Origin of the sequence: Streptomyces sp. 378 (assembly GCF_030124145.1) — a bacterium.
Lineage (GTDB): Bacteria > Actinomycetota > Actinomycetes > Streptomycetales > Streptomycetaceae > Streptomyces.
In genome coordinates this window covers 144,853-165,397 of the sequence record NZ_JASKMS010000015.1, presented here as the reverse complement: position 1 = coordinate 165,397, position 20,545 = coordinate 144,853, and the positions used below count along the sequence as shown (strand labels likewise).

The 20,545-nt window shown below is 68.4% G+C and carries 14 protein-coding genes and 1 pseudogene; 8 read left to right on the top strand and 7 right to left on the bottom strand.

Annotation, left to right across the window (positions count from 1 at the left end):
• Positions 1-92 precede the first annotated feature (92 nt).
• The 3 genes from QNO09_RS21390 to QNO09_RS21380 are packed head-to-tail and all read left to right on the top strand — an operon-like array spanning position 93 to position 3,370.
• On the top strand, positions 93-1,475 hold the full coding sequence (locus QNO09_RS21390; protein ID WP_283971821.1) for a ferredoxin reductase family protein: 1,383 nt from the start codon (positions 93-95) through the stop codon (positions 1,473-1,475).
• Positions 1,476-1,515: 40 nt separating this feature from the next.
• Positions 1,516-2,574: an FMN-binding protein gene (locus tag QNO09_RS21385; RefSeq protein ID WP_283971820.1), complete on the top strand. Its 1,059-nt coding sequence runs from the start codon at positions 1,516-1,518 to the stop codon at positions 2,572-2,574.
• A gap of 55 nt (positions 2,575-2,629) precedes the next feature.
• Positions 2,630-3,370 (top strand): FAD:protein FMN transferase, encoded by a 741-nt coding sequence (locus tag QNO09_RS21380; protein WP_451521644.1) that lies wholly within the window; start codon positions 2,630-2,632, stop codon positions 3,368-3,370.
• A 97-nt stretch (positions 3,371-3,467) separates the two neighbouring features.
• Here QNO09_RS21380 and QNO09_RS21375 read toward each other — a convergent pair whose 3' ends face one another.
• The 5 genes from QNO09_RS21375 to argC are packed head-to-tail and all read right to left on the bottom strand — an operon-like array spanning position 3,468 to position 8,304.
• Positions 3,468-4,013, bottom strand: coding sequence for an arginine repressor (locus QNO09_RS21375; RefSeq protein ID WP_283971818.1), 546 nt, complete (start codon positions 4,011-4,013; stop codon positions 3,468-3,470).
• A gap of 7 nt (positions 4,014-4,020) precedes the next feature.
• Positions 4,021-5,220 (bottom strand): acetylornithine transaminase, encoded by a 1,200-nt coding sequence (locus tag QNO09_RS21370; RefSeq protein ID WP_283971817.1) that lies wholly within the window; start codon positions 5,218-5,220, stop codon positions 4,021-4,023.
• Complete coding sequence (gene argB / locus QNO09_RS21365; RefSeq protein ID WP_283971816.1) at positions 5,217-6,131, bottom strand: acetylglutamate kinase; 915 nt, start codon at positions 6,129-6,131, stop codon at positions 5,217-5,219. The genes QNO09_RS21370 and argB overlap by 4 nt, the downstream gene beginning before the upstream one ends.
• Positions 6,128-7,279 carry a bifunctional glutamate N-acetyltransferase/amino-acid acetyltransferase ArgJ gene (gene argJ, locus QNO09_RS21360; protein WP_283971815.1) on the bottom strand — a complete coding sequence of 384 codons (1,152 nt, stop codon included), beginning with the start codon at positions 7,277-7,279 and terminating at the stop codon, positions 6,128-6,130. Before argJ ends, argB begins: the two co-directional genes overlap by 4 nt.
• Positions 7,276-8,304 carry an N-acetyl-gamma-glutamyl-phosphate reductase gene (gene argC / locus QNO09_RS21355; RefSeq protein ID WP_283971814.1) on the bottom strand — a complete coding sequence of 343 codons (1,029 nt, stop codon included), beginning with the start codon at positions 8,302-8,304 and terminating at the stop codon, positions 7,276-7,278. The genes argJ and argC overlap by 4 nt, the downstream gene beginning before the upstream one ends.
• 351 nt (positions 8,305-8,655) lie before the next feature.
• Between argC and QNO09_RS21350 the strand changes: the two genes are divergently transcribed.
• The 5 genes and pseudogenes from QNO09_RS21350 (at position 8,656) to QNO09_RS21330 (ending at position 14,762) form a co-directional block, all read left to right on the top strand.
• Positions 8,656-9,333 (top strand): TnsA-like heteromeric transposase endonuclease subunit, encoded by a 678-nt coding sequence (locus QNO09_RS21350; RefSeq protein ID WP_283971813.1) that lies wholly within the window; start codon positions 8,656-8,658, stop codon positions 9,331-9,333.
• A complete protein-coding gene (locus QNO09_RS21345; protein ID WP_283971812.1) occupies positions 9,333-11,618 on the top strand; it encodes a transposase in 2,286 nt (761 codons plus the stop codon). Before QNO09_RS21350 ends, QNO09_RS21345 begins: the two co-directional genes overlap by 1 nt.
• A complete protein-coding gene (locus QNO09_RS21340) occupies positions 11,615-12,898 on the top strand; it encodes a TniB family NTP-binding protein (RefSeq protein WP_085571020.1) in 1,284 nt (427 codons plus the stop codon). The genes QNO09_RS21345 and QNO09_RS21340 overlap by 4 nt, the downstream gene beginning before the upstream one ends.
• Positions 12,864-13,364, top strand: a pseudogene (locus QNO09_RS21335) (TniQ family protein); the annotation flags it as partial. The gene QNO09_RS21340 and the pseudogene QNO09_RS21335, both read left to right, overlap by 35 nt.
• A gap of 795 nt (positions 13,365-14,159) precedes the next feature.
• The gene (locus QNO09_RS21330; RefSeq protein ID WP_283971854.1) at positions 14,160-14,762 is read left to right on the top strand and encodes a hypothetical protein; all 603 of its coding nucleotides are present in this window, start codon (positions 14,160-14,162) and stop codon (positions 14,760-14,762) included.
• Positions 14,763-14,921: 159 nt separating this feature from the next.
• On the opposite strand, the gene QNO09_RS21325 is transcribed toward QNO09_RS21330, so the two are convergent.
• Entirely contained in the window at positions 14,922-15,740 is an 819-nt protein-coding gene (locus QNO09_RS21325) for a hypothetical protein (protein ID WP_283971811.1), read from the bottom strand.
• Between the two features lies 1 nt (position 15,741).
• The gene (locus tag QNO09_RS21320) at positions 15,742-20,259 is read right to left on the bottom strand and encodes a PDDEXK-like endonuclease domain-containing protein (RefSeq protein ID WP_283971810.1); all 4,518 of its coding nucleotides are present in this window, start codon (positions 20,257-20,259) and stop codon (positions 15,742-15,744) included.
• Between the last annotated feature and the right edge of the window lie 286 nt (positions 20,260-20,545).

Genomic DNA, 20,545 nt, shown 5'->3' with positions numbered 1-20,545 from the left:
CTCCTGTTCGCAGCCGACTCGGGACGCGGCTGAACACTCCCGTCTCCCGGCACGTATCTGTGGGCCAAGGGTCAAGTCCCCACGGAGGAACCGTGACCACCACGCTCGCAGGCGGACGTGCCGCCCGCCGCCAGACGATGCGCCGCATCCGCCCGCGCCGCTCCCCGGCCGTCCCACTGCTGATCGCCCTGTGGGCCGGTGCGGCGGCCGTGCTGTGGCTGTGGTGGGACAACACACCGGCCCTCGCGGACACCACGAGCAAGATCCTGGCCGCCGGCCGGATCACCGGCCTGCTCGCCGGTTACCTCATGGCACTCGTGGTGCTCCAGATGGCCCGGGTGCCCGCGCTGGAGCGCCGGGTGGGCACCGACCGGGTCGCGCGCTGGCACGCCATGACCGGCCGCTACACGCTCTGCCTGGTCCTGGCCCATGTCTTCCTGATCATGTGGGGCTACGCCCTGCAGGCGGGCAAGGGGCTCGGCGACATCGTCCAGCAGACGACCGACTCCATCAACCAGCTGCCCGACATGGGCAAGGCCGCCATCGGCACGGGCCTGCTGTTCCTCATCGGCATCCTGTCGATCGGCGGGGTGCGCCGCCTGATCGGCTACGACACCTGGTACCACGTGCACCTGCTCACGTACGCGGCGGTGTACCTGACGTTCTGGCACCAGATCACGACCGGCAACGAGTTCGCCGTCGAGCCGACGGCCAAGACCTTCTGGTACGGGCTGTACGGCGTGGTGACCGCGCTGGTCGTCTGGTACCGGATCCTCACGCCGATCCGGCTGAACCTGCGGCACCGCATGCGGGTCGAGGCCGTCATCGAGGAGACCCCGGGCATCGTGTCCGTGCTGATCGGCGGGCGCAGGCTGCACCGGATGGGCGCGGAGGCCGGGCACTTCTTCCGCTGGCGGTTCATGGCGCCGGGCATGCGCTTCAGCTCACATCCCTACTCCCTGTCGGCGGCACCCCGCCCGGACATGCTGCGGATCACCGTCAAGGCGATCGGCGACCACACCTCCCGGCTGCGCGAACTGACGCCCGGCACGCGGGTGTGGGCCGAGGGCCCGTACGGGGCGATGACCGCGCAGCGCCGCAGCCGCGGCAAGGTGCTGCTGGTGGCCGGTGGTGTCGGCATCACCCCGATGCGGGCGCTGTTCGAGACGCTGCCGGGCTCGTCCGGTGACATCACGCTCCTCTACCGGGCCAACAGCACCCAGGACCTGGCGCTGTGGGGCGAGCTCGCCAAGATCGCCGACGAGCGCGGCGCCCGGCTGATGTACGCGGTCAACAGCCCGGACGGGGAACGCCCCGACATCTCCGCGGAGTCCCTCCAGCGGAAGATCCCGGACATCGACGACCACGACGTCTTCATGTGCGGGCCGCCCGGCTTCGCGCAGTCCGTCTACGAGGCACTGCGCGGCGCGGGAGTACCCGCCCGCCGTATCCATCACGAGTCGTTCGAGATGTGAGCGACGGGACACCAACGGCCCTTCAGGAGTTTGGGAAACGATGAGGAAGTCTCACCCCGTACGGCGCGCCGTGCTCGCCGGCGCAGCCACCGTCTCCGGGATCGTGCTTCTGCTGTCCCTGAAGCCGGCCTCCGACCCGGGCTCGGCCCAGGCGGCGGGGCAGGCACCGCCCGCGGCGGCCGGGCAGGCACCGCAGGGCGGCGTGAACGGCGCGGTCACCGGTGACGCGGCGCAGACGCAGTACGGCGCGGTGCAGGTCCGCCTGACGATGAGCAACGGCAGGATCACCCGGGCCGAGGCGGTGCAGACGCCCAAGGGCGGTCGCAGCGACCAGATCACCGCGAGTTCGGTGCCGCGCCTCAACCAGGCGGTGGTCGCGGCGCAGGGCGCGGAGATCGACGCGGTCTCGGGCGCGACGTACACCAGCGCCGGCTACAAGAAGTCCCTCCAGTCGGCCCTGGACAAGGCGAAGGCGTCGGCCGGAGCGCAGCAGGGGTCGGGGGGTGACGCGCAGACGCTGACCGGTGATGTCGCGCAGACGCAGTACGGTCCGGTGCAGGTGCGGGTGACCGTCTCCGGCGGGAAGATCACCAAGGCGGAAGCGGTCCAGGCCCCCAAGGGCGGCCGCAGCGACCAGATCACCTCCTCCTCCGTCCCCCGCCTCAACCAGGCGGCCGTAGCGGCCGGAACCGCCGATATCGACGCGGTCTCCGGTGCCACGTACACCAGTGCCGGCTACAAGCAGTCCCTCCAGTCGGCCCTGGACAAGGCTCCGGCCGGGGGCGGTTCCTCGCAGGCCGCGGGGTCGGGCGGCGGTCAGGCCGAGACCCGGACCCTCACCGGCAGCGTCGCGCAGACGCAGTACGGCCCGGTGCAGGTGCGGGTGACCGTCTCCGGCGGGAAGATCACCAAGGCGGAAGCGGTCCAGGCCCCCAAGGGCGGCCGCAGCGACCAGATCACCTCCTCCTCCGTCCCCCGCCTCAACCAGGCGGCCGTAGCGGCCGGGAACGCGCAGATCGACGCCGTGTCCGGGGCGACGTACACCAGTGCCGGCTACAAGCAGTCCCTCCAGTCCGCGCTGGACCAGGCCGGTGGCTGACCAGGTGACCGACTCCGCAGAGGCTCCCGCCGCGGTACGTCATGCCGAGGAGACGATGGGGACCGTCTTCTCCTTCGACGTCCGCGGCGGGGAACCGCACGCCGTGCGCGCGGCTCTGGACGAGGCCGTCACCGGGCTGCACCGGGTCGACGCGGTGTTCAGCACGTACCGCGAGGACAGCCAGATCTCCCGGCTGCGGCGTGGGGAGGTGACCGTCGAGGAGTGCGACCCCGAGGTCGCCGAGGTGCTGGAACTGGCCGCGGAGGCGGAGCGGTTGAGCGACGGCTGGTTCAGCACCTCGTACCGGGGTTCTCTCGATCCGACCGGCATCGTCAAGGGCTGGGCCGTCGAACGGGCCGCGCGGCGACTGGCGGACGTGCCCGGGGTGTGCGGGGTGAGCCTCAACGGCGGCGGGGACGTGCAGTTGCTCGGGACACCGGGCGGGCAGCGGCCGTGGCGCGTGGGTGTGTCCGACCCGCTGCGGCCGGGAGGCCTGGCGGCGGTCATCTCGGCCGCCGGGGCCGACGAGCTTTCCGTGGCCACGTCCGGTACGGCGGAGCGGGGAGACCACATCGTCGATCCCCGTACGGGGCGGTCGGCTGTCACCGACCTGGTCGCCGTGACGGTGGTGGGGCCCCGGCTGACGTGGGTCGACTGCTGGGCGACGGCGGCGTTCGCGATGGGGTCGCGGGAAGGCCTGGCGTGGCTGGAGTCGCTGCCGGACGTGGAGGCGCTGTTGATCACGGCAGGGGATGAGGTGCGGTGCACGGGGGGGTTGGCTGCGAGGCTGGGGTGAGTTGAGGCTTGGGCGGGCGCGGGCGCAGCGGCTGCGCCCCAGGGGCGCGGGGAACTGCGCGATCAGCCACAGCGCTCCCGCACCCGAACGGCAACCCCTAGTGCCCGTTCTGCGCCAGCCTCAGCAGATGATCGGCCAGCGCCTGCCCACCCGCCGGCTCCCTGCTGATCAGCAGCAGCGTGTCGTCACCGGCGATCGTCCCCAGGATGTCGTGCAGTTCGGCCTGGTCGATGGCCGAGGCCAGGAACTGCGCGGCCCCGGGAGGGGTGCGCAGGACCACGAGGTTCGCCGAGGCCTCCGCGGAGATCAGCAGTTCCTGCGACAGCCGCCGCATCCGCTCCTCCTTCGCCGACCCGCCCAGCGGCGCCCGGGGCGTACGGAATCCGCCCTCGCTGGGCACCGCGTAGATCAGGTCGCCGTCGGTGTTGCGGATCTTCACCGCGTTCAGCTCGTCCAGGTCCCGGCTGAGCGTCGCCTGCGTGACGTTCAGCCCGTCGTCGGCGAGCAGCTTCGCCAGCTGGCTCTGCGAGCGGACCGGCTGCCGGTTGAGGATGTCCACGATCCGGCGGTGGCGGGCGGTGCGGGTCTGCGGCACGGCGGGCCCGTTCGCCCCCGGCTGCTCGTGGTCCTGCGCCTGGCTCATCGTCGACTCATTCCCCGGATCGTCCGTCCCCGCTCACTGCCTGAAGGATGCCGGGCAGCGCCCCGAGGAACGCGTCCGTCTCGTCGTCGCCGAGGTTCAGCGGCGGCATCAGCCGGACGACGTCGGGGGCGGGCACGTTCACCAGGAATCCGGCCTCCTGAGCCGCCTGGCGCAGCTGGGGCGCGAGCGGCTCGGTGAGCACGATACCCAGGAGGAGTCCCGTGCCCCGGACAAAATCGATCAACGGGTGGCCGAGACCCTCGATTCCCTCCCGCAACCTCTCGCTCTGCCGCTTGACGTTCTCCAGCAACCCCTCGTTCTCGATGGTGTCGAGGACGGCGAGTCCGGCGGCGCAGGCGACGGGGTTGCCGCCGAACGTCGTGCCGTGCTGGCCGGGCCGGAGCAGGTCCGCGGCCCGCCCGAAGGCGACGGTGGCGCCCAGCGGGAGCCCGCCGCCGAGCTGCTTGGCGAGGGTGACGACGTCGGGCAGCACGCCTTCGTGGGCCTGGTACTCGAACCAGTGGCCGGTCCGGCCCATGCCGGTCTGCACCTCGTCGAGGACGAGGAGCGCCCCGGTCGCCGCCGTGATCGCCCGGGCCGCCTTGAGGTAGCCGGCCGGTGGGACGACGACACCGAGCTCGCCCTGGATCGGCTCCAGGATGACGAGGGCGGTCTCCTCGGTGACCGCGGCGGCCAGGGCCTGCGCGTCGCCGAAGGGCACGTGGGTGACGTCACCGGGCAGGGGCAGGAACGGCTCGCGCTTGCCGGCCTGGCCGGTCATCGCCAGGGCGCCCATGGTCCGCCCGTGGAAGGCGCCCTCGGTGGCGACGACATGGGTCCGCCCGGTCAGCCGGCCGATCTTGAACGCGGCCTCGTTGGCCTCCGCGCCGGAGTTGCAGAAGAAGACCTTGCCGTCCCGGCCGAACAGGCGCAGCAGCCGCTCGGCGAGGGCGACGGTCGGCTCGGCCATGAAGAAGTTGGAGATGTGGCCGAGGGAGCCGATCTGCCGGGTGACGGCCTCGACGACCGCCGGGTGGGCGTGGCCGAGGGCGTTGGTGGCGATGCCGCCGACGAAGTCGAGGTAGGAATGGCCGTCGGCGTCCCAGACGCGGGTGCCCTCGCCGCGGGCCAGGGGCAGCAGCGGGGTGCCGTAGTTGTTCATGAGCGCGCCCTGCCACCGCTCGGCGTACTCCTGATGGGCGGTCATACGGCTTCCCCCTCGTGCTCGTCGGGCACGACCATCGTGCCGATGCCCTCGTCGGTGAAGATCTCCAGCAGGATCGAGTGCTGGACCCGGCCGTCGATGACGCGGGCGGTGGTCACGCCGTTGCGCACGGCGTGCAGGCAGCCCTCCATCTTCGGCACCATGCCGGACGACAGGTCCGGCAGCAGCCGCTCCAGCTCGGTGGCGGTGAGGCGGCTGATCACCTCGTCGCTGTGCGGCCAGTCCTCGTAGAGGCCCTCGACGTCCGTGAGGACCATGAGGGTTTCGGCGTCCAGTGCAGCAGCGAGTGCCGCAGCCGCCGTATCAGCATTGACGTTGTAGACATGTCCGTCGTCCTGGGAGCGGGCGATCGAGGAGACGACCGGGATGCGGCCGTCGGCGAGCAGGGCCTGGATGGCGCCGGTGTCGATCGCGGTGATCTCGCCGACCCGGCCGATGTCGACCAGTTCGCCGTCGATCTCGGGCTGGTGCTTGGTGGCGGTGATGGTGTGCGCGTCCTCGCCGGTCAGGCCGACGGCCAGCGGCCCGTGCTGGTTGAGCAGCCCGACCAGCTCGCGCTGGACCTGCCCCGCCAGCACCATCCGTACGACGTCCATGGCGTCCTCGGTGGTGACCCGGAGGCCGGCCTTGAACTCGCTGACGATGCCGTGCTGGTCGAGGGCGGCGCTGATCTGCGGGCCGCCGCCGTGGACCACGACGGGCTTGAGACCGGCGTGGTGCAGGAACACCACGTCCTGGGCGAAGGCGGCCTTGAGGTCCTCGTCGATCATGGCGTTGCCGCCGAACTTGATGACGACCGTCTTGCCGTTGTGCCGGACCAGCCAGGGCAGTGCCTCGATGAGGATCTGCGCCTTGGGCAGCGCGGTGTGCTTGCGCGTGGCTCCACTGCTCATGACGAGTACGCGCTGTTCTCGTGGACGTAGTCGGCGGTGAGGTCGTTGGTCCAGATGGTGGCGGTCTCGGACCCGGCGGCGAGATCGGCGACGATGTGCACCTCGCGGTAGCGCATGTCGACCTTGTCGCGGTCCTCGCCGACACCGCCGTTCTTGCAGACCCACACGCCGTTGATGGCGACGTTCAGCCGGTCCGGCTCGAAGGCGGCCCGCGTGGTGCCGATCGCGGAGAGGACGCGTCCCCAGTTGGGGTCCTCGCCGTGGAGGGCGCACTTGAGGAGGTTGTTGCGGGCGATGGAGCGGCCCACCTCGACGGCGTCGTCCTCGGTCGCGGCGTTGATCACCTCGACCCTGATGTCCTTGCTGGCGCCCTCGGCGTCCCGGATGAGCTGCCGGCCGAGGTCGTCGCAGACCTGCCGTACGGCTTCGGCGAACTCCTCGTAGCCGGGGCTGACCTCGGCCGAGCCGGAGGCGAGCAGCAGCACGGTGTCATTGGTGGACATGCAGCCGTCGGAGTCGACCCGGTCGAAGGTCGTGCGCGTGGCCGCCCGCAGGGCCTTGTCCAGTACCTCGTTGTCCAGGTCGGCGTCGGTGGTGAGGACGACGAGCATGGTGGCGAGGCCGGGGGCCAGCATGCCCGCGCCCTTGGCCATGCCGCCGACGGTCCAGCCGTCCTTGGCGACGACGGACGTCTTGTGGACGGAGTCGGTGGTCTTGATGGCGATGGCGGCCTTCTCGCCGCCGTGCTCGCTGAGCGCCTCGGCGGCCGTCTCGATGCCCGGGAGCAGTTTGTCCATGGGAAGCAGCACGCCGATGAGGCCGGTGGAGCAGACCGCGACCTCGACGGCGCCCCGCCCGAGGACCTCGGCGGCCTTCTCGGCCGTCGCGTGGGTGTCCTGGAAGCCCTTGGGGCCCGTGCAGGCGTTGGCGCCACCGGAGTTGAGGACGACGGCGGAGACCTGGCCGCTCTTCAGCACCTGCTCGGACCACAGAACCGGTGCGGCCTTCACACGGTTGGAGGTGAAGACGCCGGCGGCGGCGCGGCGGGGCCCGTTGTTGACCACGAGGGCCAGGTCCGGGTTGCCGTTCTCCTTGATCCCGGCGGCGATGCCCGCCGCCGTGAATCCCTTGGCTGCCGTGACGCTCACGGTGCGACTCCGATCGTGGAAAGTCCGGTGGTCTCGTCGAGACCCAGGGCGATGTTCATGCTCTGGACGGCACCGCCCGCGGTGCCCTTGGTGAGGTTGTCGATGACACTGATCACGATGATCCGCCCGGCGGCCTCGTCGTACGCGACCTGCACCTGAACGGCGTTCGAACCGTGGACGGACGCCGTGGCGGGCCACTGCCCCTCGGGGAGCAGATGCACGAACGGCTCGTCGGCGTACGCCTTCTCGTAGGCGGTGCGCAGCGACTCGGCCGTGACGCCGTCGGCGGCCTTGGCGCTGCACGTGGCGAGGATGCCGCGGGGCATGGGCGCGAGGGTCGGCGTGAAGGACACGGAGACCGGCTGCCCCGCGGCCGCGCTGAGGTTCTGGGTGATCTCGGGGGTGTGCCGGTGCGCGCCGCCGACGCCGTAGGGGGACATCGAGCCCATGACCTCGCTGCCCAGCAGGTGCGGCTTGGGCGCCTTGCCCGCGCCGGAGGTGCCGGAGGCGGCGACGATCACGGCCTCGGGCTCGGCCAGGTCCGCCGCGTACGCCGGGACGAGGGCGAGGGAGACGGCGGTCGGGTAGCAGCCGGGCACCGCGATGCGCTTGGACCCCTCCAGCGCGGCGCGGCCACCCGGCAGTTCGGGAAGGCCGTAGGGCCAGGTTCCGGCGTGCGACGAGCCGTAGAACTTCTCCCAGGCGGCGGCGTCCGTCAGCCGGAAGTCGGCGCCCATGTCGACGACGAGTACGTCCGGGCCGAGCTGCTCGGCGACGGCGGCGGACTGCCCGTGCGGCAGCGCGAGGAAGACGACGTCATGGCCGGCGAGGACCTCCGGGGTGGTCTCCTGGAGCACCCGGCCGGCCAGGGGCAGCAGGTGCGGCTGGAGCGCACCGAGCTTCTGCCCCGCGTTCGAGGCGCCGGTCAGGGCGCCGATCTCGACCTCGGGGTGCGCCAGGAGCAGACGCAGCAGTTCCCCGCCCGCGTACCCACTCGCTCCGGCCACTGCCGCACGTACCGCCATGGATCCTCCTCCTTAGAGGGCATGACTATACGTTTCGCCGCAGTTTTATGCAATCCCATGCGGGGCGGTGCGAGACCAGCTGCGACGGAGATTTTTAGTTGGCACATGGAGAACGCTGGTTGGTAAATCTTGGTCCCGTCACGCTGTGTTGCGGGCAGTACCAGCGAAACGCCCCCGTCGCCGGTCGAGTGGTGCTTCTCTGGATGAGTGGGCGAGGCAGCGAGAGCGAAGATCCCGTCGGATTCAAGTCAGCTGGACCACCTTGTCACGGCGTACGACGGGGACGCCGGACTGCGGGATCGGCTGCGGCTCGGGGACGACTGGCCGCGTCGGTGGAGTTCGACGTGGCAGGTGGGCACCGACGAGGTCTGCTGGCCGGTCCGGGACATGGCTCACGTACCGGTGATGTCGTCCCGGCCGATGCGGGGGTTCACGTGGCGGGCGAAGCAGCGGCACCGCCCCGGCCTGGAGGCGATGGCGTCAGCGGGCGGGAAGCATGGCTTCGAGTCGCTGAAGGAAGTGAGCCTGCTGGTCGCGCTGGACTTCTTGAGGGCATCGGAAGTGCTGTCGCAGCCGTTCCGGCTTGATTTCGAGCATGCGGGCGGGCGCGCCTGGCACATCCCGGACTTCCTGGCCGTGATCGGCGGTGGGATGTGGTTGCTGGACGTCCGCCCGATGGAGCTGATCAAGGAAGAGGACGCGCTGAAGTTCGCGGCGGCCAGGGAAGTGGCGGCTGCCTGCGGCTGGCGCTACTCGGTGGTCGCGGGCTGGCGACCGCATGTCTGGAGCGTCCTTGACCACCTGTCCTCGCGCCGGCGGCCGGCGAGGGACCTTCTCGGCATGCGCGAGCAGCTGCTCACCGCTATCAGCGGGCAGAAGGGGCAGGCGATGACGTTCTCCGACCTGGCGGAGGCGACCAGCGTGCCTTCCGTTGGCCGGGCGAACATCGTCCGGCTGCTCTGGCACCGCGAGCTCGGCGTTGACCTGGGCAGTCCCTTGCGCCACAGCTCACTGATCTGGGCGGTGTGATGGCAGCGAGGGGATTCTTGCAGATCGCGCCGGGTAGGCGGGTCGCGCTCAATGGCGTCGAGTGGACGGTTGACGACGTCCACGGTCAACTCGGCCGACTCGTCCTCGTGGATGACGACGGCCGCGCGGAGACCCGCTCGTTCCGTTGGCTCATCAACCATGCTGACCTGCGGCTTCTTCCGGCAGTCGAGTCAGGGCGCCCGCCGCCGGTCGCCCGGCAGCCGAGGACACTGGCCGACTTGACCAAGGACCAGTTAGAGCGGGCCCGGCTGCGGGCGGCGCACGTGCTGGAGGCCGAGACGGGGTTCCGGGAGGGCCACCCGGCTCGGGCCCTGCCGGGTGAGCCCCGGCCGGCCTACGACCCGGACCGCACGACGTTGACTCAGCGTCGGTACGCGAAGGCTGCGGAGATAGAGGCGATGCCCCGTCCGGAGGCGGTCCGGTGCGGTCTGCAGCACCTCAGCTACCGGACGCTGGTACGTCTGTCGGGACTGGCGGGCGACAGTCTCCTGCTGGCCTGCGCGGACGGGCGCTGGACGCGGCGACGCAGCGGGCACCGCACCATCACGAAGGAGGTCCGGGAGGCGATCTTCGCAGTAAAGGCCGAGTGCGGCCCACGCGCCCGCCTGAGCCAGGGCGCCAAGCACCGGTTGATGCACCAGTACATGCGTGAGCGGTTCCCGACGTTTCCCACTGAGAAGATCCCTTCACGCTGGACGCTCGCGGCCGTCTGGAAGGAGTGGTTCGGGCCCGGCGGAGCTCGGCCGCGTTACGGGCGGACGGCGGAGGCGGCCGCGGAGGCCGGGGTCTCCGGCCGGGTGGTGGTCCACAGGCCGGGCCAGGTTCTGGTGCTGGACTCGACCCCGATGCCGGTGAAGCTGCGCGAGACCGTGTTCGGCGACGCGATCACCGCGACGCTGACCCTCGCACTCGATCTCTACACGCACGGGCTGCCGGCCTTCCGGCTCACGCTCCAGTCCGACACCTCGGTCGACATCGCGATGCTGCTGCGGGACGTGATGCTGCCGCTTCCGATGCGGGACGGCTGGGGCGAGGACATGGAATGGCCCTACGCAGGGGTGCCGGCCGAGGTTATCGCCGAGTTCACCGGGCACCGGGTCGCCGCTCTGCCGTTCTTTGCCCCGGAGACGGTCACCACCGACCACGGGGGCCCCTACAAGAATCACGACCTGGTGGAAGCCGAAACGGAGATCGGCTGCCGGATCCTGCCTGCTCGCGTCCTGCGGCAGACCGACAAGTTCGCGGTCGAGCGCCAGCTCCTCACCATCCAGACCATGCTCTTCGAGCACCTGCTGGGATTCACCGGCAGTGACGTCGCGGACCGCGGGGCCGACCCGGAACGCGATGCGAGCCTCACGCTCGTGCAAGCCGAGCACATCATCGCGACCTGGATCGTCCAGATCTGGCAGAACCGTAAACTAGGCGAATACGCCCCGAGTTGGGCGCCGGGGGAAGACCACAGCCCCAACACCCTGTTCGCTGCCGCGATGGAACAGGGCGGCTTCGACCTGGACTTCCCCGAACCGAGCTTCTACTACAAGGTCCTGCGCAAACACCACGTGAAGATCCATCCTCGTCGCGGGGTGAAGATCCTCGGGCTCTGGTATCACCACCCGGTCTTCGACGAGCCGCGCTTCCAGCAACCCTCCGCCCGGGGCGGCAAACACGCGGGCAAGTGGGTTGTCCGCAGTGACCGGAGGGACCGCCGGCAGGTGTTCTTCCAGGACCCTGCCGACCACGAGACCTGGCACATTCTGCGCTGGAGAGGACTGCCGCCCGAAGGTGAGATCCCTGCTTTCTCGGACAAGACTGCCGACGCCCTGCTGACACGCGTGAGGGCGAACAAGATCAGGATCCATTCCGAGAGCGAGCTCCTGGAACATCTGCTCGGGATCCTCGGCTCGGTCACCCCAGTCGACCAATGGCCCAGCCAGGCCAAGAGGAAGGCCGGAAAGAAGCAGCGCGTCGCCCAAGCCCGCGAGATCACCCGCGCACAGGCTGCGGCCGCTGACCGCCCCGCCGCACCCGCCATCGCGGATGAGCTAGCTCCGGCTGAGATGCCCGCGGCCTGGGCCGAGCACGCCCGCACGATCGACCACGCGGTCGACGCCGACCGCCGTCGACGACGCGAAGAAGCCCTCGCCGACGTCAAGCCCGTGGCCCCGGCAACGCTGCACGAGGCCCTGAACCGGCGTCCCATGTTCCGGCTTCCGCCCCCCGACGACTCGGAAGCCGATACACCTGTCCAGGAGGACCACACGTGACCCGAGCCCTCTCTCACGATGATCCGCTGGACGGTCTGCCTTCACGAGCCAGGATCGCCGAGCTGATCCTGGGCAGCCGCCCGCCCCTCGACACCTACGTTGGCTGGCAGCACTACCGCACCCACTACGACCTACTCGTCCCCGCTCCGACGATCTCCCCGCAAAAGTGGTCGATGCTCCCTGAGAGCCGCCGGTACGACTACGACCTCTACCGGGAGCTGACGAACGCGAACCTCCCGCTGCAGGACACCCCCATGCATGACAAGGTCGGCAAGCTGATCCGGCGCCGGTTGAGCGGCAACACGAGGAAGAAGAACGACCCGACCCGCGCCGGCGTCATGATCAGCGGCTGGGGCAACTACGGCAAGACCGCGTCTGTCTGCTCAGCCGGGGCCGTCTTCGAAAAGCAGTGGCTTGAACTCCACAGCCACCTCAACCCCCAGGCTCTGCCGGGCACCCGCGATCTCCACGCACCGGTCGTTTATGTCTCGACCCCGGTGACAGCAACGCCGAAAAGCCTTTGCACGTCGATCTTAGGCTTCTTCCGGGCCCCGACGCGCAAGTCGGCCACGCTGCCGGAACTGGTACGGCAGGTCGCCGACTCCCTTTACGACCATGGCGTCAAAGCTCTGATTCTGGACGACATCAGCCGGCTGCGGATGCACAGAGCCGACGACCAGGATGTCCTCGACCTGATGCGGGCCCTTATGAGCCTGGACGTCACTCTGATCCTGACCGGCGTCAACATCTCCGGCATCGGGCTGCTGCGTGAGGCCAAGTGGAACAAGAAGACCCGGCAATGGGAGATGCCACCTCTGGAGTCGACCCGCATCCACGGTTTGGAGGTCACCCAGACGGAACACCGCTTCGAGCTCATCGAGATCGACCGGTTCCGCTACACCACCCCGAAACAGATCGCGGCCTTCGTCAATCACCTGAAGGGAATCGAGAAGCACCTGCGGCTGATGAACGCGACGCAGGGCATGCTCACCGGCGGCGGTATGCCGGAGTACTTGATGCGTCGCACCGGCGGTGTCATCGGCCTGCTGGGACGCCTGCTCGAAGACGGCGCCCAGGAAGCCATGGACTCCGGGAAAGAAATGATCGACGAGAGCCTGCTGGACGAGATCGTGCTCCGGCGGGACGAGCCCGAGCAGCCGCCGGACGAGCCCGTCATCCCGGCCGCCCCGCGGACCGCCGTCAAGAAGGCCACGCAGGCGAAACGACCCCGGAACACCGTTTTCGATGACCCTGGCCCGGCTGCCCGCGCGGGCGCCTGACGGAGAAGCCACGATGCATCCACTGCCCCGGAGTCTCGAACCTGCCTCAGGAGAGTCCCTTGTCAGCTACCTGCTTCGGCTAGGGCATCGCCTCAGCCTCCCGCCTCTGCAACTGATCCGTGCGGCGGGCTGGACCGATCGCGTCCAAGCCCATCACATCCCAGGCAGTCTGCTGCTGAATCTCAGCGGGCCGGAGGCCCAAGGATTCGCCCGACTGACCCGCCAGACAGCCGAGGAAGTGTCGGCACTAACACTGACACAGTGGCGAGACCGGTATCCCCCCATCGCCTGGTCGTCCGTGTCCGGACCGGGACCGGGACAGAGGCCGGACCCATGGCTCTTCGTCGGCTCCCCACGGTATTGCCCCACCTGTCTGGCGGGCGACTGCACCCCAGCCCAGCGATTCCACGGCGGTCCCTGGCGCAAGCTATGGCACCTACCCTTTGTCTTCAGCTGCGTAGAACACCAGACCTATCTGGAAGCAAGCTGCCCGCGCTGTGGGCAGCCGCGCGCCATATCAGGGCGCCTGATTGAGCGGGCCAACGATCACACCCTGCACCCAGCGCAATGCCGGTGGACGATCGGCACCCCAACCCGGAAACGAAAGTCCCGCGCCTGCGGCGGCAGACTCGATCAGCGAGTTGCTACAGATCCTTACCGTCGGCCACACCCAACACCGGACATCCTTCGCTTCCAGCAGTCCCTGCTTGCTCGCCTAGAACCGCTGACTCCGGCCTCGGACGCATCCGAGTACTTCACTGATCTCCGGCTGGCCACCGCACTGATCGCTACTACTTGGCCAGTAGGGCAACATCTTCTCGACACCACCTTCGCCGGGCATATGGCCGCGTACGTCCACTCCGCTTCAGGGAATTCGAGTACCAGCAACGGTTTGCAGCACTCTCGCTTGCGCGATGTACCGCCCCGTGACCCGATCGCCTGTGCTGGACTCCTACGCGCCGCACACGCCTTACTCGAAGCAGACGATCTGTCCGAACACCTTTCCCACCTCGTCCATACCCCCGGGGAACGGCCGACACGTACGCCCTGGGTACGCATCTACGCCCGACATGAAAACTCGTGCTCACCACGATTCCGAGACGCAGCCGAACCCCTGACCCGCACCTACCGCAAAATCGGCGGCCCACAGGGATTCCGAGCACCACTGCGGGACGACTACCGACCAGAACACATCCCCGCATACCTGGAACTGGACTGGTATGAAAGATACTTCGCACCTATTACCGGCATTGCCCCGAAGGTGCTACGCCGAACCGCTGCAGTCCGGCTCGTCCAGTGGGCCATAGGCGGACCCCTCGACGAGGCCGCGGCCTACCTCGGCATCACCCCAAGCCTGGTGCGGTTCAGAACCAACACCGACTTCAAACGCTGGGAGCGCGCAGGACGCAGTCCAGCCGAGTTCGAACGAGTCCTCCGCGAGCTCGGTGCCGAACTCCGAGCACCCCGGCGACCACTCATCGACTACCAGCGCCGACGCGAGGCGCTCAGGGACTGGGCCCTTCCTCCGGACGAATGGGACGCCCTGGTCAGCGAGTTGCCACCGCTTCCCGGCCCCATCCGGCCACCGGTCGGCGACCGCAAACGCCAGGACGCCTCCGTCTACATCTGGGTACAGGTCACACAAGGCGAGCACCTCTTCGCCCCACGCCCCATCGAGGCCGAACAGCCTCGACACGTGCAGCGCGAATGGGCCCTGCGCCGCAACACCACCTGGTATAACCTCGTCCGGCCAAATACCTTTCGACACTACGTCGACCTACGGAAACTCCTCGCCGGATATGCCCAACAGCTCGCCCGGGACATCGACTCGGGTACAGGCAGGTCATTAACAGTCAACGAATAGTCCGACGCGTTCAGAGCGTGACCTGCCCACCAAGAATTCCGGTTACAGCGTTGCAGGCGGGGCTCGCACGCGTCACAGAGAGGAAGCAGTACTGCTCCGGCCACGACCTGGCCAAGGCATTCTCACTCGTCGCGAAACGGCGGAGATCTTTAACCTCGATCATTCATGAGGGTGGCTTGCTGCCAGGTCGTTGAGCACGGCGTTTACTGTGGACCAGCAGAGGTCGGCGGTGTCGAAGTCTGCGCTGTGTTTGGCGCGCTTTTCCGCGAGGGGGTGGACCAGGTTGCGGTAGGTCCGTAGCAGGTCCGAGGCCATTTTTGCGTCTTGGTCGATCCACTGGTTGGTGTGGGCGTGCTGAATGAGGTCCTGCAGCCGGGTGTCGCGGGCGGGGCGGGTCAGCGGCACGGTTGCAGTTCTGAAGTCGGCAGCATGGACGAGGACGCCTTCGAGGAGGCTCCCGAGCATGATGACGGCGGAGGTGTAGGCGCCGTGTTCTTGGCAGATACGGGCTTCATCGAGGCGTAGCTGAACGGCGCGGGCCAGGTCGGGATCGGAGACGATGTCGGTGATGGCCACCTTCAGCTCCACGCGCTGGGGGCGAGGGGGTTCGTCGGGGTCGTACTCGATGAGGAAGGGCTGCCCCTTGCGGTAGTCGATGCGGAGGCCTTCGAGGGCGAGGACTTCCTGGAGGCGCTGGATGACGGCGTCGTAGTCGGCAGGTTGTTGTTGGTATTCCCGTCGGTTGGCCAGGCGCAGGATGACGCGCTCGGTGTCTCCTGTCTGGTCTTCCTGCCGTTCGCACAGGATGGTGTGGACCCAGCGGTGGCGAGGGCTTCCGTCGTGGTCGGGCACGTCTTCCCAGCCGGCCCGGCGGAGGAATGGAGCCAGTTCCCAGCCCGCTCGGCGTTTCATACCCGGCTCGTCACCGCAGACCATGGCGGCCAGTTCTTCGAGGGTGCTGTCGTCGAAGTTGTCCATGTCAGTGTTCCTCGCTGTCTTCGTCCGGCTCGCCGTCGTAGGGGTCCGCGTCTTCGTCGGGTTCGGCCTCGGCCAGGCCGACCGGAGCCCAGGGCATGTCAGTCGGCGCGTCATCGATGGATGACTCGCGGACCGTGCGGGGATGGATGCCCAGCTCGGTCAGGCGTTCCCACAGAGGTACCAAGGCCTCGTCTGGTGAGAGGGCGAAGGCGCTGCTGCGAATGCGCCAGAACGTCCAGCCGGCGCGGCGAAGCTCCCGCTCGCGCTCGGCGTCGTCGTGGATCTGCTTCGGGGTGGAGTGGTGAGGGCTTCCGTCGCACTCCACTGCGAGGCGTCCGTGACCTCCGGTGACCACGAGGTCGATGCGTTTTCCGTTGACTTCCCACTGGGGCACCACGTCGTAGCCGCGTTCCTTGATGCGCAGGAAGACACGCTGCTCGAAGAGCGAGTCGAAGGGCTCGCAGTGTCGGTCTGCGCTGACGTGGGCGGGCTGGTGTGGGTGTGTGTAGGGCGGTGGCGGGCTCACCATGTAGGTGAGCAGGGAGCGCCTCAGGTCTTTGCTGCTGAGCTGGTCGACGGTCAGGGAATGGAAGAGCCACATCTGGTCGCGGGCCCGGCTGGCGGCCACGTTGAAGCGTCGTTCATTGTTGCGGCCGGTCGCGGCGATAACGTTGGCTCCGTCGACGACCATCGACAGGAGGATGACGTCGCGCTGGTCTCCCTGAAACTGCTCCGGTGTACCGACGAGGATGCTGTGGCGTTCGCGTGCCGACACGTCTATGCGCTGGTCGACGAGGTCCTGTACCAGTCGTGTCTGGTCGCCGTGGCGCAGGATGATCACGCCGATACTGCGGTCTGCGTAGGCAGGGTCCTGGGTGAGGCGGTGCAGTTCGTTGACGACGGCCTCCGCCTCCGGCCGGTTGATGAGTTTGTCACGGCGTCCTTCGCAGTGCCCTTCGGGCACATGGACGACCTTCAGCGGCGGGAGGCGGTCGGAGCCGTGCTGGCGCAGCAGGACCAGCTGGTTGTCGGGATAGAACTGCATAGAGGACCATTTGATGATCTCCGGCATGCACCGGAAGTGCTCGGTGAGACGGATCACTTCAGTGAAGCGGGACTGCAGCAGTTCGTACAGGTTGGATTTGGGGTCGAAGCCTTCGCGCTGCCAGGGTTCGAGGTCGGCCATGCGCTCGTCGAAGATCTGGGTGATCCGGTCATGCTTGCTGCCGCTGTAGAACGGGGCGCATTGCCGGTCGTCGCCGACGACGATGATGCGGGGTGCGAGCCAGAGCAACAGCAGGCCGTCCAGGCCCACTTGGCTTGCTTCATCGACGATGACGACGTCGAAGGAGTCCGGCTCTGGACTGATCGTTTCCGCTACCTGGTTCAGCGGCATGATCCACGCTGGTACCGCTCCTTGCGCTGTCTGCATGGCTGAGCGCGCGTGACGCTGGTGGCGTTTGCCGTATTCGGTGGTTCCCTGGCCTGCGTTGGCCACGGCGCTGGCGTACGCAGCCAGGGCCTGTTTGTGCTTGGTGGTCATGCGGCTGACGCAATGGAATGCTGCGCGGTCGCAGACCAGCTGTTCCACCAGGTCGTGCAGCCGGCCTTGGATCTGAGCCAGTTCGCCTTCGAGTTGCTCTTCGCGTCCTGGGAGCAGGTGGGTGTCGAGGAACTCCTGCGCCTGCCGCCACGCCCAGGCCTGGGGCAGCACGGCGAACCGGGAGCGCCAGTGCGGGGCGAGGGGATCGCCGGCGAAGTCCTTGGCGAGTTCGGGGTGGGCCTCGGCAAGGCACTCGAAGAGTTTCCCGGTCTCGCGCCGATCTGCCTCACGCTGGTAAGCCGCAGCCAGTGCCTCCACCGCCTGCGCGTAGGCCTGCGCATCACGGGCCGCTGCTGCATCCGCCGCGCGCTGCAGCTCTTCCACGCCATGCGGGTGAGGCGGCGGAAGGCTCTTGAGGAGCTCTTCGAAGCGTTGTGTTGCGGTTCTGATGCACAGGAGTCCACGGGCCTGGGCCGTGGCCTGGCGGATGTCGCGCCACTGCTCGGCGGTGGTGACCGGTGTCGGGATTCCGTCGGCCAGCAGGGTTGCGTGGACCTGGCGGATGACCTCCACGCAGGTGTCGATGGCTTGCAGGGTGACGGCCCTGTCCAGGAGCTCGGACGTCATCAGTTCGGCGGTGTCCTGTCCGACGGCCGATCCGACGCCGGTCCACCGGCCGCGCAGGGTGCGGGCGTGGGCACGCATCTCCAGTTGCCGTACGACCGCGGTGATGTGCTCTCGGCTGGCCGGCGCCATGCCTTCTACCCGGCACTGTTCCAGAAGGAATCGGGCTTGCTTGACGACGGCCGGCCGGGGCCATCGCGTGTTCAGTTTTCCGGTGCGCAGGACGTGTTGCTCCAGATTGCGGCCCGCGATCAGGAGCTCCTTCTCCTCGCTTTCGGACAGGCGGGGGATCTCCACTTCCAGGAAGGAGGCCGCGGCTATCTCATCGTGGGTCTGCTGTGCACGCTGTGAGGCGTTTCGGATGCTATCCCACAGCTGCTGCCATCGCTGGGCTATGCCATCCTGCAGCGCACGCGTGGACCAGATATCCGCCTGCCAGGAGGTGGGGTCCGCGGACAACCCAACCCTCTGCAGGGCCTGCTGAGCTCGGTCCAGGAGCGCTTCCAGCACCAGGAGCCACGCGTCACCGTGGTCCGCCAGTTCCTTCGCCAGCGGTGTGACCGGCTCGCGGCCGATGGCTTGCTCGGCTCCTTGAAGTTCCGTGATGCAGCGGGAAACCTCCATCGGGTCCGGCAGCGTTGCCGGGTCCGGGCAGTACTGGATGCGGGCGTCGAGGATTCCGGGGCCGTGCTGGGCAACGAGCAGCCACAGTCGCTCAGCTTCGTCCGTGGTCAGGGGCGGGACCTGTGGGGCCTGGACATCCAGGGACGGCAGCCACTGATATTCAGCTGCGCCGTGTGCCACTCCCTGCACGATGTCGTCGAGCCGCCCTCGGTAGCCCGGCGCGATCTCGGGGTGCTCGTACCACTCGACCTCGCGTACCTGACGCAGGCGGTCTTGGAGTTTGGCCTGCTCTGCCATGAGCTGGTGCCGCTGCGTCTGCTGGTCGTCAATGCGCTGTTGGAGCCGAGCAAGGTTCGTTGTCGCGTTCAGGTGGGCCAATGCTCCCAGCGACTGGCTCAGATCGGAGTTACCGCCCTGCCACTGATCGCCTTGGATCACGCACATGCTGCGCAGCTTGGACGGTAGCTGGTCGCGCAGCACGTTCAGAGCCTGGCTCTTCGCGCTGGTGACCAGGACTCGCTTGCCGTCCGCGAGGAGTGCGGCGATCAGGTTGCTGATGGTGTGTGTCTTTCCGGTGCCCGGCGGGCCCTGGACCACGACACTGGTGTCGCGCTGCAGCCGGTCCAGGACATCGCGCTGGGCAGCGTTGGTGACCATCGGGAACAGCGGATCCGGTCCCAGTGCTGGCGGCACGGAGCCATTCCTGCTCCCCCAGGCCGTCCGGTGCTCCGGTTCAAGGTCATACAGCAGCTGCGCCAGTCCCAAAGGCGCTTGTGCTCCGGGACGTTTCAGCGCTCGGGCGATGCTCTCGTAGAAGCCGAGGACGGAGCGCTGGCTGTGTTCGCGCAGGACGAGTGCGGGCGCGAGATGCAGGGACCGCGTCTGGGGTTCAGCGGTGAGGTCGGGGTGCTGGCCGGTGGGGTCGAACGGGAGCACGCGGTCGACTCCGAAAGCCCGCTGCGCCCAGGAGCGCACGGCCTGTGCCGCCCGGTCCGACAGCGGGTGGAAGGGGACGTCCTCGACAGCGGAGCGCACGACCCCCAGCAACTCCGACGTGTAGCCGTCGGACTCGCTGAGGAAGTCGGTGTCTTCCAGACGGCCGGGGTGCTCCGGAACCAGAGAAACGGTCACGTTGATCGATGCCGGTTCAACGGTGAGGGTCACCGGTGTTGTCACGATGTGCCGGCGGACCCGGGCCGAGGGACGACCGGCTCCGAGTTGCAAGAGACCTACGGCCAGGACTACTTCGAAGGTGTCACTGTCCTGCTCGATCTTCTTGGCCATCCGGTACAGCTGCTGGTGCAGTCGCCGCTGCGGCTCGGCCGCCAGCTCTTCTTGCGACCATCGCATCCACTTGCCGGCCCACGTCTCGTACGCCTTGCGTTCTTCGGATCTGCCGCCCTCCAGTGCTGGCTGGTTCTCCTCCACAACCGCCTGGCCGTCGGCCATTTGACGGTCATTCGGTGTGTTGTCGATCAGGCCGGGAGGTTGCGGCCCGGCGGTGGCGGCGGCCTCGGCGGACACCCTGCCATGCAGGATCGCCGGCAGCCGCGGTGCCTCTTGGGGCGGACGGTGCTTGACCACCATGATGCGAGGATCAGCGTCCGCAGCACGGCGCACGGTCCCATCGGGAGCGTCCGCGAGCCATACCGTTTCCGGGTACTTGGCACAGTCGCGGATGGTCTTGGAGATGGCGCCCCGCACCAGCTCCTGCAGACAGTCGATCAAGACGCGAGTGTCGCGGACGGCTTTGGGATCCCTGCCATCTCGTACTGCCGGGCGGGCCATCACATCCCCCAAACGCCTACCACTGTGGCAAGCCTTTCAGGATCCATGGCCGCTGCACGCCAGGCAATGTGGGGGGACTCGCGCACAACCATTTCCGGACATGAAGACAGTCCGGTGTGCCTCTCTCTCGTCCTGCCGGGCTATGAATGGATCAGCGGCTGCAGCACGGCGCATCACGAGACGGCAAAGGCCCACGCTCAGAGAGGGAGACACCCTGGCCACAGCC